Origin of the sequence: Actinomadura rudentiformis (assembly GCF_008923185.1) — a bacterium.
Lineage (GTDB): Bacteria > Actinomycetota > Actinomycetes > Streptosporangiales > Streptosporangiaceae > Spirillospora > Spirillospora rudentiformis.
Map to the genome: position 1 here is coordinate 316,854 of NZ_WBMT01000004.1, position 13,360 is coordinate 330,213.

Sequence of the window (13,360 nt, forward strand, 5' to 3'; positions counted from 1 at the left end):
TACAAACGGTAATCTACGTGATCATCTGTCCGGTCCGGGCATGGAGGGACACCTTGGGGGATCGGCGGTTGAGCCGGGACGAGGTGCACGCGGTACTGGTCACGGCGGTGCGGGAGATGCGGCCCGCGCTCGCGGGGACCTCGCTCAGCGGTGACGAGCATCTCATCGCCGAACTGGGGATCGATTCGGTCGACCGGGTGGAGCTCCTGATCGCGCTGGAGGAGGCCTTCGAGGTGGAGGACGAGGTCGATCCGCGCATCTTCATGACCCCGATGACGATCAACGATCTGGTCGACCAGATCGTGGTCGCAGAGCCGGCGGTGCGCGAATGAACGCCGGCGACGGCTTCCCGCCCGGTGCCCGGGAAGAGCGCAGGGTGTACCTGCGCGGCACGGCGCTGGCCGAACGCTTCTTCCACGCCAAGGACGAGGAACTCTCGCATGCCGACGGCTGGGATGTGATCTTCGGCGATCGTTTCGGCCGGGGCGTCCTGAATCTCGACGGCGTCCAGCACCGTGCCTGCCGCAAGGCCCTGCTGCCGTTGCTGGGACGGGCCGCCGCATCCGCGCACGAGCGGCGTATCAACGACACCCTCGACCGGGTCATGCCGACGCTGCCCCTCGGTACGCCGTTCGACCTGCACTCCTTCACCACGCCGCTGGTCTTCGAGATCGCGGCGGGCGCGTTCGCCGGCCTGTCGCCCTCCGAGGCCCACGAGATGTTCGAGCTCTACAACGTGCTCCGCATCCGAGACGTCGAACTCGGGACGACGGACGGCGACCGGGACGTACGCCGCATCGCGCGGGCGCGCCGCCGCATGCGCGCGCTGCTGTTGACCGCCGTCGAACGGCTCGCCGATGTCGACGGGCCCGTTCGCCGCCTGCGGGCACTGCCCCATCCGCCGCCGGACGAAGCGATCGCCGGGAACATCGCCATTCTGATCCTCGCCGGGTACGAGACCACCGGCTACCTCACCGCCAGGCTGTTGTGGCTGCTGGCCCGCCACCCCGCCGAACAGGACGCGATACGCCGCGAGAGCGGTGACCGGATGGCACTGCCGGCAGAGCGGCGAGAGTCCGCCCCGCTCCTGGACGAGTCCGCTCCGCTCCTGGACGCGGCCGCTTCGCTCCTGGACAAGTCCGCTCCGCTCCTGGACGCGGCCTTCGCCGAAGCCGCCCGCCTGCACCCTCCGCTCAAGTACCTGCCCCGCCGGGCACTCACCGACCTTGCGTTCAATGGGACGCGGTTGCCCGCCGGGAGCGAAGTGTTCTACGCGATCGGCGAAACCCAGCGCGATCCCGACCTCTTCCACGAGCCGCACGAGTTCCGGCCACGACGGTTCCGCGACGGCGCGCACGACCGGCTTGCGTGGACACCTTTCAGCGCGGGACGGCGCGTCTGCGCCGGCATCCATCTCGGCACCCTGGGGACCAAACTGATCACTGTCAGGCTGCTGCAGGAGCTCCGGCTGAGTGCCCCGCCCGGCCCGTACATCGGCGACGTCTGCCGCAACGGCGCGACCGTCGAGCCCGAGAGCCCCCTCACGGTCGTGTTCCACCAGGTGCACCGGTGAGCGCGGCCGCCCTGGACGCGGCGACGCTGGCCGAGGCCGTGCGGCTCCTGGACCCCGGCGTCTCAGTGACGTTCCCGAGCACCGGCCACAGCTTGACCGCCGCCGACCTCGACGCGGCGTCCGCACGCTTCGCCCATGGGCTGCTGGCGCACGGTGCGGGCCCCGGCGACATCGTTGGCATCCTTGCCCCGACCGGCCCGCACGCCCTGATCGCCCTGCTGGGCACCGTGCGCGCGGGAGCAGCGGCGAGCATGTTCCCCATGCCCGCCGGAGCCCCCGGCGTGGTGGCCGAACGGCTCGCCCCGTCCATCCAGGTGGCGGGGATACGGCACCTGGTCACCCACCCCGACGCGGTGGAGCTCGCGGCCGAGTTGACGGCGCGCCGCCCCGGGCTGGCCATCCTGGGCACCGATCTGGACGCACCGGGCAGCGGGGCGCTGCCCGCCGTGGCCCCCGACGCCCTGGCGGTGGTGCAGTTCACCTCGGGCAGCACCAGCAGGCCCAAGGGCGTCAAGCTGCCGCACTCCACGGTGATGAACGGGCTGCGGGCGATCGTCTGGTCCAGCGCCATCACGCGACGGGACACCATCGTGTCGTGGGTGCCGCACTTCCACGACATGGGCCTGTTCGGCCCGCTGGCCGTGCTGCTCGCCGGTGGCACCGCCCAGCTGCTCTCGCCGCTGGCCTTCGTCCGCCGGCCCGCCGCCGTCCTGCGGCTGATGTCAGAGGCCGGCGGGACCATGCTGACCGGCCCCGACTTCTCCTACCGGCGCCTGGCGACCGCCGACCTGCCGCCTGACCTCGATCTGTCCCGATGGCGGCTGGCCTACAACGGCGCCGAGCCGGTACGGGCGAAGACCGTCACCGGCTTCACCGAGCGCATCGCCACTGCAGGTGTGCCCGCCTCGGTGATGTATCCGGTGTACGGGATGGCCGAGGCCACGCTCGCCATCGCCTTTCCCGAACCCGGCACCGCCCCCAAGATCGTTCATGTGGACCGGTCCCTGCTGGCCGACGAACGGCGCGCCGTCCAGGTCGCCTCCGACCACCCGAGGGCCAAGACACTGGTCTCCGTCGGACGTCCCGTGCACGGCCTCCGGATGCGACTGATGGACGGCATCGAGGTCTCGCCGGGACGCCTCGGCGAGATCGAGATCAGCGGGCCCGCGGTGACCCCCGGCTACCTGGACGACCCGTCCGCCACGGCCCAGGCATTCGACGGACCCTGGCTGCGCACCGGCGACCTGGGGTTCCGCCTCGGCGACGACCTCTTCGTCACCGGCCGCCGCAAAGAAATGATCATCGTGCGGGGACAGAACCACTTCCCCGAGGACATTGAGGACATCGCCCGCCGCCAGCCCGGTGTCCACCTCGAACGGTGCGTCGCGTTCGCCGACGCCGATGCCGAGCGGCTGACCGTCGTCGCCGAGATCGCGCCACGCACCGACCCGGCCACCCTGACGGCCCGGATCAGAGTGTCGGTCGCCGACCACCTCGGACTGTCCGCGATCGACGTCCACACCGTCCGTCCCGGCTGGCTGCCACGCACCACCAGCGGCAAGTGGCAGCGGGACCTGACGCGCAGACGCATCGCACAGCGAGGCTGAAACAGTACGCGCCCTCCCGGTCGACCCGGGAGGGCGCGTGCTCGCCCTGGATGCTCAGAACTCGCCGAACAGGAAGTTGCCGCCGGCTTCCGGGTCCTCGCTGGAGAAGAACTCCTCGATCGCCTGCACCAGCTCCGATTCGCTGATCTTGCCGTCGCCGTCGAGGTCGAGCTTGGCCATCGCCGCCTGGTGGTCCTTCGCGCCCATGTTCAGCGCGCGATGCACCTTGGACAGTTCTTGGTCGTCCAGCATCCCGTCACCATCGACGTCGGCCAGGTCGATGATCGCCTTGGCCACCGGCCCGATGGCCGCGCGGTAGTCCGACTTGCGGTCGGACTGGAGGTGCTTGACGTACTCCTCTCGCGACACCGCGCCGTCGGAGTCGACGTCCATGTCGCTCCGCATCTGCTCCCAGAGCCCTTGGTACGCGTTGTCCAGGGCCTCCAGTTTGGGCTCCGCCGACGGTTCGGGGAACTCTTTCCTCATCAGCGAGACGATCAGAGCGAAGTCGCTCTGATCGATCTTCCCGTCGCCGTTGACATCGATCAGGTCAAAGTGCCGACCGATCTTACGGCTCAGCAGATTGGTGGCCATGGCCCTCCTCGGACATGGGTGGACACGCAGAGCAATCAGCATCTCACCTAGAGTGCTCACCGTGGAGTGACATCGCAGAGACGCAAAGAATCAGGCCCCTCCCCAGTCGCCGCGCCAAGCCAAGCCAAGCCACGCCAAGGATGAAGGCCGCCAGCAACGGCACCGCCACCTTGAAGAACCATCCATCGACCATCGCGCACCCAACATGAGGGACGAGGCGCGGCAGCGCGGTCTGGGACGTCTCACTCACGTGCGGCGACGAGGGACACCGGGACCGGGCGGGTCGCGGCGAGCGTGGTGAGCAGGTTGGCGACCGTGGTGATCACGAACGTGCTCACGACCAGCCAGCCGATCAGCCCCCAGGGGACGGCGAGGATTCGCACGCCGCCGGGACCGTCACGGAAACCCGCCAGCGCGGCCGCCGCGACAAGGCCGCCGAGAGCCAGCCCGATGAAGGCCACCGCCGCCGACTCGACCAGGGCCGTCCGCACCACCTGCGAGCGGGTCAGCCCCGTCACCCGCGCGACGGCGAACTCCGCGCGCCGCTCCGCGCCCGCGATCACGATGGCGTTCACCACCGCCACCGCCGCGTAGAGCCCGGACATCCCCATCAGGACGGCCAAGATCCCCACGTTGCCGCGCTGCTGGGCGTCCACACGCCCCCGGGCCCACGCCGCGAGCGTCCGGACCTCGCCTATCCCGGCCGCCCGGACGCGGTCGGCCACCGCCCGCGGGTCGGTGCCCGGTGCCACCTGGACGAGCGTTTCGGTCCGGGTGTCCGCCGTCAGCGCCGGGGGGATCAGGTCGCGCGGCACCAGGAAGGTCTCGCTGTTGTTCTCCAGCGTCTCACGCATGAGCGCGACGATCCGCAGCTTGACCCGCCGGTCGCCGATCCGGGCGGTGACGGCCGACCCGACGCGGAGGCCTTCCCCGGCGAGCCCGGGACCGACGGCGATCGTCCGGCCGCGCAGGTCGGCCAGTGAGCCCCGGCGCGGTTTCGGGCGGTGGGTGCGCCCGTAGGCGGCGGGATCGACGGCGACGATCCCGGAGTGGTGCGTCCGGCGCCACGAACGCCCCTCCTCACGGTGCTGCGCCGTCACCGAGACCTCCAGCGGGGTCTGCGGTGAGGCCACGGCCACGCCTGGGAGCGCGGCGATCCGGGCCGCGTCCGCCCCGGAGGATTCCACCACGAGATCGGCAGCGGTGTTCCGCTTCAGGTCCTCGCCGGTGGCCCGGGCCAGCGACCCCAGCGCGCCGGTGAGGCCGACGAGCAGCGCCACCAGCACGATCAGGGGCGCGGCGGTGGAGGCGCTGCGCCGGACGCCGTCGCGCAGGTTGGCCTGCGCCAGTTCGCCGAGCGGGCTCGTCCGCAGCACGAGGCCGACCAGCCGGCCTGTGAGCGGCACGACGAGGGGGCTCAGCCGGCTCAGTCCGACCGCGCCGAGGATCGACACCGCCATCGCGATGAGCAGCGCGCCCAGCAGATCCGCCGACTGCCCCGCGGCGACGAGCGGTGCGGCGCAGGCCAGGGCGGACAGGCCGACCAGCCAGCGGCCGACCGTCATGACCCGCGCGGCGGACGGCGCGTCCCGCAGCGCGTCGAGGGGGTGCGTCCGGGCCGCCCGCCATGCGGCCGTGAGCACTCCCGCCACGGCGACGGCGACCCCGAAGCCGAACGACCAGGGCAGCACGGCGAACGACCATACGGCCGTGAACCCGTCCGGGAGGAAGCCGAGGCGCACCAGCAACGACGACTGCGCCCAGGTCGCCGGGGCGGCCAGCACGGCACCGAACGCAGACCCCACCAGGCCGAGCAGGACCGCCTCGGCGAGGAGCAGACCCACGAGCTGCGGGCGGCTCCCGCCGAGCATCCGCAACAGCGCCAGCTCGCGTCGCCGCTGTGCCACCGTGAACGCGAACGTGGAGCCCACGATGAACACGGCGAGGAACAACGCCAGCGGGACGACCATCCCCAGCAGGGTCGCCGCCCCGACGTAGCCCTCGCGGATGTGCTCGGCCTCGCGGCCTGACGCGCCCGCCGGGATCTCCGGCTCGCCGGTGGACATCAGCACCACCAGCGACGACTGCACCAGCGCCACGCCCAACGCCACCGTCAGGATGGCCCCGGTGAAGAGCCGCCAGCGGTCCCGCAGGGTGCTCAGCGACAACCCCGGCACGGTTCAGCCCTCCAATCGCGCGAGCCGGTCGGCGACCTGCGGCGCCGACGGCCGGACCAGTCGGTCCACGATCCGCCCGTCACGCAGGAACACCACCGCGTCCGCGGCGGCCGCCACCACGGGATCGTGGGTGACCATCACGACGCATTGCCCCGACGACTCGACCATGTCGCGCATGAGGCCGAGCACCGTCCGCGCCGATCCCGAGTCCAGCGCGCCGGTCGGCTCGTCGGCGAACAGCACGGCGGGCCGCGCCGCCATCGCCCGCGCGATCGCCACGCGCTGCTGCTGGCCGCCGGACATCTCCCGGGGACGGTGCCGCAGGCGATCCTCCAGTCCCACCTGCGCCAGCGCGGCCCGCACGTCCTTGCGCGACGGGCGCCGGCGCGCGAGCTTGAGCGGGAGCGCGACGTTCTGCTCGGCTGTCAGGGACGCCACGAGGTTGAAGTTCTGGAAGACGAAGCCGACCGTGCCGCGCCGGAGCCTGGTGAGCGTGACCTCCGGGGCGCGGGTGATGTCCTCACCGGCCAGGATCACCTGGCCGGACGTCACCCGGTCCAGGCCCGCCGCGCAGTGCAGCAGTGTGGACTTCCCCGAGCCCGACGGGCCCATCACGGCGGTCCAGGTCCCGGCCGGGAAGCCGATGGCGACGTCGCGCAGGGCGTGGATCCGCGCGGCTCCCGTCCCGTATGTCCTGGTCGCCCCGAACAGTTCCACCATGTTGCCGGTCGGGGTCGCGGCCGTCGCGGCAGCCGGGGAGGTATGCGTATGCATGCACCGATCACACCCGCCGTGACGCCCCGGACGGATCAAGGCCGTCCACCAACTTCGAGGTAGGGCTGCCCCTACCCAGGGTCCGCGACGGCGGTCGATTAGCGTACGACTGTGTCGATCAAGGGTCCGCGCACCGCGCTGGAGGCGGTCGGGCAACGCCGCTTCCTGCTCGGCGCGTGGCCGTGGCGGTCGGTCGCCTACCTGGTCAGCGGCGCGTGCGTCGCGTTCGCAGCCGCGACGCCGCTCGTCCTCGCGGGCTGGCAGCTGGGCGTCGCCGTCGCGCAGGGTCCGTTGACGCGGTCGGTGTTCCTCGTCGCGGTCGGCGTCGCCGTGGTGGCCCTGGCCGGTCCGCCGGTGGCGATCCCGCTGGCCGAGCTGGAACGGTGGCGGCTGCGGCTGGTGGACGCGCGACCGGTCCGGTCCGGTCACCGTGCGCTCGGCGAGGCCGACGCGCCGCGCCGGCTGCGGACCCGCTACACCGAATCCGCGACCTGGCGGGAGTTCGCGTACGCGTGCGTTCTGGTCACCGTCATGCCTGTGGTGGCCGTCGTGCTGGGGCTCGTCCTTCTGTGGATCGCGGCGTCGCTGGTGAGTCCGCTGCTGGTGCAGGGCAGCGGTCCGGTGGCGCTCGGTCCTACCAGCGTCGGTTCCGTCGGCGAGGCGCTGCCGTATGCGCTGGTGAGCCTTGCTCTGCTGCCTGCTCTGCCCTATCTGGCGGCGGTGCTGGCGGGGGGCCAGGCAGCGCTCGCCCGTGTGCTCCTGCAGGGCCCGTCCGGCGAGCGGCTGCGCGCCGAACTGGTCGAGGTGTCGCGTTCCCGCGCCCGGCTCGTGGACGCGTTCGAGGCCGAACGCCGCCGCATCGAGCGCGACCTGCACGACGGCGCGCAGCAGCGTCTGATCAGCCTGACCCTGCAGATCGGCATGGCGCGGCTGGACGTGGCGCCCGGCTCCCCGGCCGCTGAGAGCCTGGCGACGGCGCACGCGCAGGCCAAGGGGCTTATGGACGAGCTGCGCGAGCTGATCCGCGGCATCCACCCGCGCGTGCTGACCGACCGGGGCCTCGCCGCGGCGCTCGGCGAGCTGGGCGACCAGGCGGCGCTGCCCGTGACCGTGGACGCCGACCTGCCCGGCCGGTTCCCCGCGCAGGCGGAGGCGACCGCGTACTTCGCCGCCGTCGAAGCGCTGAACAACGCCGCCAAGCACAGCGGCGCGAGACGGGTTCGCGTGGCGGCGCGGCACCGCGGCGGTCTGCTGACAGTCGAGGTCGAGGACGACGGCCGGGGTGGCGCCGAGGTCCGGGACGGCGGCGGGCTGACCGGGCTCGCGGACCGGGCCGCGGTGATCGACGGCAGAATGTTCCTGTCCAGCCCGCGGGGCGGGCCGACCCTTCTGCGGTTGGAGATACCGTGCAGCACGACCGACCCGTCCGCGTAGTCCTCGCCGAGGACGGCGTGCTGCTCCGCGAGGGCCTGGCCGGGCTGCTGGGCCGGTTCGGGTTCGAGGTCGCCGCCGCCGTCGGCGACGCCGAGGCGCTCAAGGACGCCGTCGCCGAGCACTGCCCCGACCTGGTGGTCACCGACATCCGCATGCCGCCCGGCCACTCCGATGAGGGCCTGCGCGCGGCGGTCGAGCTGCGCCGCGAGCGCCCGGACCTGGCCGTCGTCGCGCTCAGCCAGTACGTGGAGTTGAGCTACGCCGCCGACCTGCTGGACTCCGGCGACGGCCGGCGCGTCGGCTACCTGCTCAAGGACCGCGTGGTGGACGTCGAGGACTTCGTCGCCGCGCTGCGCCAGGTCGTGGACGGCCGCACCGTCGTGGACCCCAAGGTCGTCCGGCAGCTCTTCAACCGCCGGCGGGACCCCCTCGCCGAGCTGTCCCCGCGCGAGCGGGAGGTGCTGGCGCTGATCGCCGAGGGGAGGTCCAACGGGGCCATCGCCAGGGAGCTGGTCGTGTCGGACGCGACCGTGGAGAAGCACATCGGAAACATCCTGGCGAAACTCCATCTGCCGCCGACCGAGGACGGGCACCGCCGGGTGCTGGCCGTCCTGGCCTACCTCCGCGGGGCCGCGACCGGCCCCGGGCCGGGTGGGCAGGGCTGACCCGCAGCGGTGTTCCCCGATTTGTGCCGTCTCCTGGGCCGGCACCGGTGCCGGCACCGGTGCCGAACGATCATCGCTGCAGCTCGGGCCGGTACGGGTGCGGCTGGCTACACGACCGTGGCCCCCGTGGCGGCGGGGTGTCAGCGGACGCGGGACTGTTGGGGTACTTGGGCTGGATTGCGGGTGCGGGTCAGGTATTGCGGTACGGGGGTGGAGTCGCCGCCGGTGTCGCGGACCAGGCCGTAGCGGATGATCCCTGCGCCGTCGGGAGGGGTGCCGATGTCGGCGACGATCTCGGTGTGGGTTACCGGCTTGGTGAAGATGTTGTAGTCGGTTTCGCTGCTCTCGTTCTGGTTGAGGGTGACGGATCCGCTGAGGTGGTAGTACTCGTTCTGCCACATCTGCTGGGCGCCGGGCGGCAGCCTCGCGGTGCCGGTTCTCAGGCCCATCCAGGTCCGGGACGTGCCGGGTTGCCGGTCGTCGAGCCGCCGGCCGCCTCCGGATGCGACGTGGAAGAGCTTCCCGGTCAGGGCGGTCCAGGTCGGCATGACGACCTGGCCACCGTTCATCACCTGCCAGCGGACCAACAGGTAGCCGCGGCCACGGAACGTGACGTTCTCCCCACGGTGCTTCAGGTCGGCCTTGTCCCCCGTGGACAGTGTCATCCCTGTTTCGCGGCGGCGTGGCAGCGGGCCCGGTCGGCGGCGGGGGTCGGGTGCCCGGTCGACCGTGTCGACCACGCTGCCGTACAGCGAGATCCGGCGGGGGCTGGGCGCCGGCGGGGTCAGCGCCGCGCGTGGCTCGGCGCTTTCCGGTGCGGGAAGCGTGGGGCCGAGAGGGAGGGCGGCCGGGGGCGGCGGCGGGTTCGCCAGTTCTTCAAACACGTACGCGCTGCCCCCCGCCACGGCCACCCCGCCTGCCAGTGTCACCGCCGCCATCGGCTTGGCCAGCATGGCCGTCGCCTGAGCCATGAGCCCGGCTGGAGCGGCAGCGGCAGGGGCCTTGACGAGCGTGCCGAGAGCGAAGCCGACCGGGAGCGGTACCAGAGCGAGCCCGGCCAGCAGCCGCTCGGCCGGGAGCGTCGCCCGCTGGGTGCCGCAGGTCGGACAGGAGCGGACGTGCCGGGCCAGGCGTTTGCGCCACAGCGAGTCCGGGTGCCCGTCCCAGCTGCCGGTGATCTCCGCCAGCTCGCGGCAACCGCCTTCCAGCGCCCGGACGATGCCGCGCGCGGTCTCCAGCCGAGACTTCATCCGCTGAACGCGTACAGCCACATGCTGCCGCGTCAACCCCAGCGCGGAGGCGAGCTCCGGGCGGGTCAGCTCGCCCGCCAGCTCCAGGCACCACAGCGAGAACACCTGCCGGTCGGCGTCGTCGAGCCAGCGGACCGACTCGGCGACCTCGCGCCGCTCCCCCTCCAGCTGGAGCCGCAGGATGGTCAGCTCGGCGAAATCCGGTCCGGCCGGCTCCACGGCGAGCTCCTCGCCATTGTGCCGCCGGCGGTGCACCCGGTCGCGGACCTGCCGCACCGCGATGGCGACCAGCCACGGCCGGTAGCGGGCCGGATCCCGGAGCCCGCCCAGGTTGCCGATGACGCGGATCATCGTTTCCTGGACGACGTCGTCGGTGTCCCCGTGGCCGTTCAGCGCCCGGCCGACGATGTTGTAGACCAGCGGGAGGCTGCGCACGACGAGTTCGTCGAGCGCCTGCCTGTCGCCGGCCCGGGCCGCCTCGACCGTTCGCTGATCGATCAATGCTCGGCCCACATCAGGATCGGGAAGCATGGCTCACTTCGCGTAGAGCAGTGTCCCGAAGCCCAGCTGGTCGAAGCCTCCGCTGTTGGGTCCGTAGTCACCACCGCCCCCCTCGGGCCGCCCCTTCTCGGCGATGGCCGAGATGTAGGGCACGGACAGGCGGCGACGCCGTGCGTAGTGGTAGTGGATCATGTCCCATACCGGGCGCGTCTGGCCACGTCCGTAATCAGAGATCACGGTCTGCTGCCGGAAGGCGCACTTCTGACCAGTCCCCCACGTGTAGGTGGTGAACGGTACGTCATAGCCAAGGTTGTACTTGGCCACGTACTGGGCGGCCTTCATGAAGCGGTTGTCGTCGTACCCGTACAGGTCGTCGCCTTGGCTCCAGGCCATTTCGCAGATCGCGCCCATCTGCCCCATGCCCATGACGGTGTGCCCCTGGTCCCGGCCTGACTCCTGCCATTGCGCGAGGCCCTGGTCCTTGTACACGAACGGGATGGCGTTGGCGATCGCGCCGTTGCCCTTGCCGTTCTTGAAGTAGTCGATCGCCTGCTCGTACTTGGCGGTGTCGTCGCAGAGGATCCCGATGGCCATGACCGACGCCATGTTGCACAGGTCCCAGTTGGCCCAGTAGTTGGTGATGCAGGCGCCGTTGTGCTCGGTCAGGAACTGGTTGTTGAGCGGGTAGAAGACGTTGACCATCATGTCGCGGAAGGCGTCGAGGTTGAAGCCGGGGTAGCCGCGCATCAGCTCACCCGCGGCGGCGAACTGCCATCCGTAGATGCCCGCCGCCAGGAACCGGTCGGCGTTCCCGGTGACCTGGGTCAACGTGGACGACCACGCGTTCAGGATGTCGCGGGCGCAGTCGGCGTGCGCGGTCTGACCGCTCACCCTCCACCGAATGGCGTTCTGGTAGGCGGCGTGGATGTCGTTGTAAAGGATCGTGTAGTTCTGGCCCGTGCCGCCGCGGACGACCGTGGCCCGCGGGCGGGCAGTCCAGGTGGACGCCGAGTGGCGGTTGGCGATCAGCCGTTCCCAGCCCGACAGCCATGGCTGCGACCCGGCTTTCACCCGGACTCTCGCGCGGTTGAGTTCCCCGAACGCATGGAGCCCCCCAGGGTGAACGAAACCGGCGCCGGCGGCCTTCGAGGCAGCGGGAGCGGCCTTGGAAGCCGTTCCGGCGGTCCTTGAAGCCGTGCCGGCCCGTTCGGAACCGCGGACGAGCAGCGGCGCGGCCGCTCCCCCGACGGCGAGCGCCCCGCCGATCCCGAGCAGGCGACGGCGACTGATCTGTGACATATGGGGCTCCTGAGCCGGATGGAATACGAACGTTTAGGAGACCGAGGGAGCAGTCCGGCGATAACACTTTTTTCGGACTGGACATGCTAGGCGACGTCCTTGCGCAGGTCAGCGCCACCCCAGCAGTTGCCGGCGTCACCGGCACGTAACAGACCGTCGAACCGCGATCACTCGTCGAGCGCGGCCAGCAGCAAGTGGGCGCCCGCCGTCAGCTCCGCGGGCTCGGCCGGGGAGAAACTGAACCGCATCCAACCGGAGGGTTCGACGAGCATCACGTCCAGAAACAGGTCTCCTTCTTCGTAGCCGACGATGAACTGCGCATGGCTCACACCGCTGTGCGGATTGTGCCCCAAGGACCCCTCACGCTCGCCCTCACCGGCCTCGATGACGCCCAGAATCGCCTCGGCGAAGTCCCGAACCTCGGCGGCACTGATGTACGCCGCCCAGAACTTGATCGCTTCGACCACCCAGCGTCCCGATGGGCGGTGCAGCGAGAAATGCAGGATCAGGAGGAAACCCGGATCGACCTCTAATACAGGGCCCTCGAACTCCGCAACGAACTCCGCGGCCGACACCAGTTGCTCCAGGTCGACCTCACCACCATCGCCGAACACCGGCCCGAGAGTAGTCGACGCCTCAATCGACGCCTCAGCCGCCAGAAGGCCGCCCCCGTCACCCACCGACGTCACCTGGACGCGGGCACGCCCTACAATTCCGTAGGTGATCGCCTACGATGATCGTGATGCGTTCGAGGGACCGGACACCTCACACCTGTCCCCACGCCAGCAGCAGATCCTGGTCACGATCCGGGACTGGGTGGTCAAGCACGGATATCCCCCCAGCACACGCCAGATCGGCGACGCGGTCGGCCTGCGGTCGACGTCGTCGGTCTCCCGGCATCTGGCGAGCCTGGAAGAGCAGGGATTCCTGCGCCGGGGCGCCTCGATGTCCCGGCCGATCGACGTACGGATGTTCCTGCGCGAGCAGCGGGCCGCCGAGCCCGCCGACGCCATGGTGACCGTGCCCGTGGTCGGCCACATCGCCGCCGGCACCCCCATCGCCGCCGAAGAACACGTTGATGACCTGCTGTCACTCCCCCGCGAGTTCACCGGGCGCGGCACCGTCTTCGCCCTGCGCGTCCGCGGCGATTCGATGATCGACGCAGCGATCTGCGACGGCGACGTCGTCGTTGTCCGCCAGCAGCCGGACGCCCATTCGGGCCAGATCGTCGCCGCGATGATCGATGACGAGGCCACCGTCAAGGTGTACCAGCGCCGCAACGGCCACGTTCACCTCGAACCCCGCAACCCGGCCTACGACGTCATCGACGGCGACAACGCCGTCATCCTGGGCGTCGTCGTCTCCGTGCTCCGCAGCGTCTAACCAGCTCCGCAGCCCTTATTACCGGCAGGACCGACTTCCGGCGCGGGTCCGGCCATCGGCGCGGCAACGTCCAGGCCGGGCCGCGTGGGGTTCCGGTGCGGGC

General features: G+C 71.2%; 12 protein-coding genes. 6 read left to right on the forward strand and 6 right to left on the reverse strand.

All coding sequences use genetic code 11. The annotated features are described in order from the left end of the window. Positions 1 to 53 precede the first annotated feature (53 nt). Genes F8566_RS10745 through F8566_RS10755 form a run of 3 tightly spaced genes read left to right on the forward strand, consistent with a single transcriptional unit; the run spans position 54 to position 3,180 of the window. Complete coding sequence (locus F8566_RS10745) at positions 54 to 332, forward strand: acyl carrier protein (protein ID WP_192809622.1); 279 nt, start codon at positions 54 to 56, stop codon at positions 330 to 332. Next, positions 329 to 1,573: a cytochrome P450 gene (locus F8566_RS10750; protein ID WP_151559993.1), complete on the forward strand. Its 1,245-nt coding sequence runs from the start codon at positions 329 to 331 to the stop codon at positions 1,571 to 1,573. Before F8566_RS10745 ends, F8566_RS10750 begins: the two co-directional genes overlap by 4 nt. Then, positions 1,570 to 3,180, forward strand: coding sequence for an AMP-binding protein (locus F8566_RS10755; RefSeq protein WP_192809623.1), 1,611 nt, complete (start codon positions 1,570 to 1,572; stop codon positions 3,178 to 3,180). The genes F8566_RS10750 and F8566_RS10755 overlap by 4 nt, the downstream gene beginning before the upstream one ends. A 54-nt stretch (positions 3,181 to 3,234) precedes the next feature. Here the strand turns inward: F8566_RS10755 and F8566_RS10760 are convergent, their stop codons facing one another. The 3 genes from F8566_RS10760 to F8566_RS10770 form a co-directional block, all read right to left on the reverse strand. Next, on the reverse strand, positions 3,235 to 3,774 hold the full coding sequence (locus tag F8566_RS10760; protein WP_192809624.1) for an EF-hand domain-containing protein: 540 nt from the start codon (positions 3,772 to 3,774) through the stop codon (positions 3,235 to 3,237). A gap of 242 nt (positions 3,775 to 4,016) precedes the next feature. Next, positions 4,017 to 5,942: an FtsX-like permease family protein gene (locus tag F8566_RS10765; RefSeq protein WP_225993041.1), complete on the reverse strand. Its 1,926-nt coding sequence runs from the start codon at positions 5,940 to 5,942 to the stop codon at positions 4,017 to 4,019. 12 nt (positions 5,943 to 5,954) lie between these two features. Next, the gene (locus tag F8566_RS10770; protein ID WP_151560000.1) at positions 5,955 to 6,725 is read right to left on the reverse strand and encodes an ABC transporter ATP-binding protein; all 771 of its coding nucleotides are present in this window, start codon (positions 6,723 to 6,725) and stop codon (positions 5,955 to 5,957) included. Positions 6,726 to 6,836: 111 nt separating this feature from the next. Between F8566_RS10770 and F8566_RS10775 the strand changes: the two genes are divergently transcribed. Together F8566_RS10775 and F8566_RS10780 are read left to right on the forward strand one after the other, a co-directional pair. Next, positions 6,837 to 8,159: a sensor histidine kinase gene (locus tag F8566_RS10775; protein ID WP_151560002.1), complete on the forward strand. Its 1,323-nt coding sequence runs from the start codon at positions 6,837 to 6,839 to the stop codon at positions 8,157 to 8,159. Next, a complete protein-coding gene (locus F8566_RS10780; protein WP_151560004.1) occupies positions 8,132 to 8,824 on the forward strand; it encodes a LuxR C-terminal-related transcriptional regulator in 693 nt (230 codons plus the stop codon). Before F8566_RS10775 ends, F8566_RS10780 begins: the two co-directional genes overlap by 28 nt. Before the next feature lie 140 nt (positions 8,825 to 8,964). On the opposite strand, the gene F8566_RS10785 is transcribed toward F8566_RS10780, so the two are convergent. From F8566_RS10785 to F8566_RS10795, 3 genes are all read right to left on the reverse strand, one after another. After that, complete coding sequence (locus F8566_RS10785; protein ID WP_225993042.1) at positions 8,965 to 10,575, reverse strand: RNA polymerase sigma factor; 1,611 nt, start codon at positions 10,573 to 10,575, stop codon at positions 8,965 to 8,967. A 33-nt stretch (positions 10,576 to 10,608) separates the two neighbouring features. Next, positions 10,609 to 11,874 (reverse strand): alginate lyase family protein, encoded by a 1,266-nt coding sequence (locus F8566_RS10790; RefSeq protein ID WP_151560008.1) that lies wholly within the window; start codon positions 11,872 to 11,874, stop codon positions 10,609 to 10,611. A gap of 167 nt (positions 11,875 to 12,041) precedes the next feature. Further along, positions 12,042 to 12,554, reverse strand: a complete 513-nt coding sequence (locus tag F8566_RS10795; protein WP_151560010.1) for a hypothetical protein — start codon at positions 12,552 to 12,554, stop codon at positions 12,042 to 12,044. Positions 12,555 to 12,594: 40 nt separating this feature from the next. Between F8566_RS10795 and lexA the strand changes: the two genes are divergently transcribed. After that, on the forward strand, positions 12,595 to 13,257 hold the full coding sequence (lexA, locus tag F8566_RS10800) for a transcriptional repressor LexA (RefSeq protein WP_151560012.1): 663 nt from the start codon (positions 12,595 to 12,597) through the stop codon (positions 13,255 to 13,257). The last annotated feature ends 103 nt before the right edge of the window (positions 13,258 to 13,360 follow it).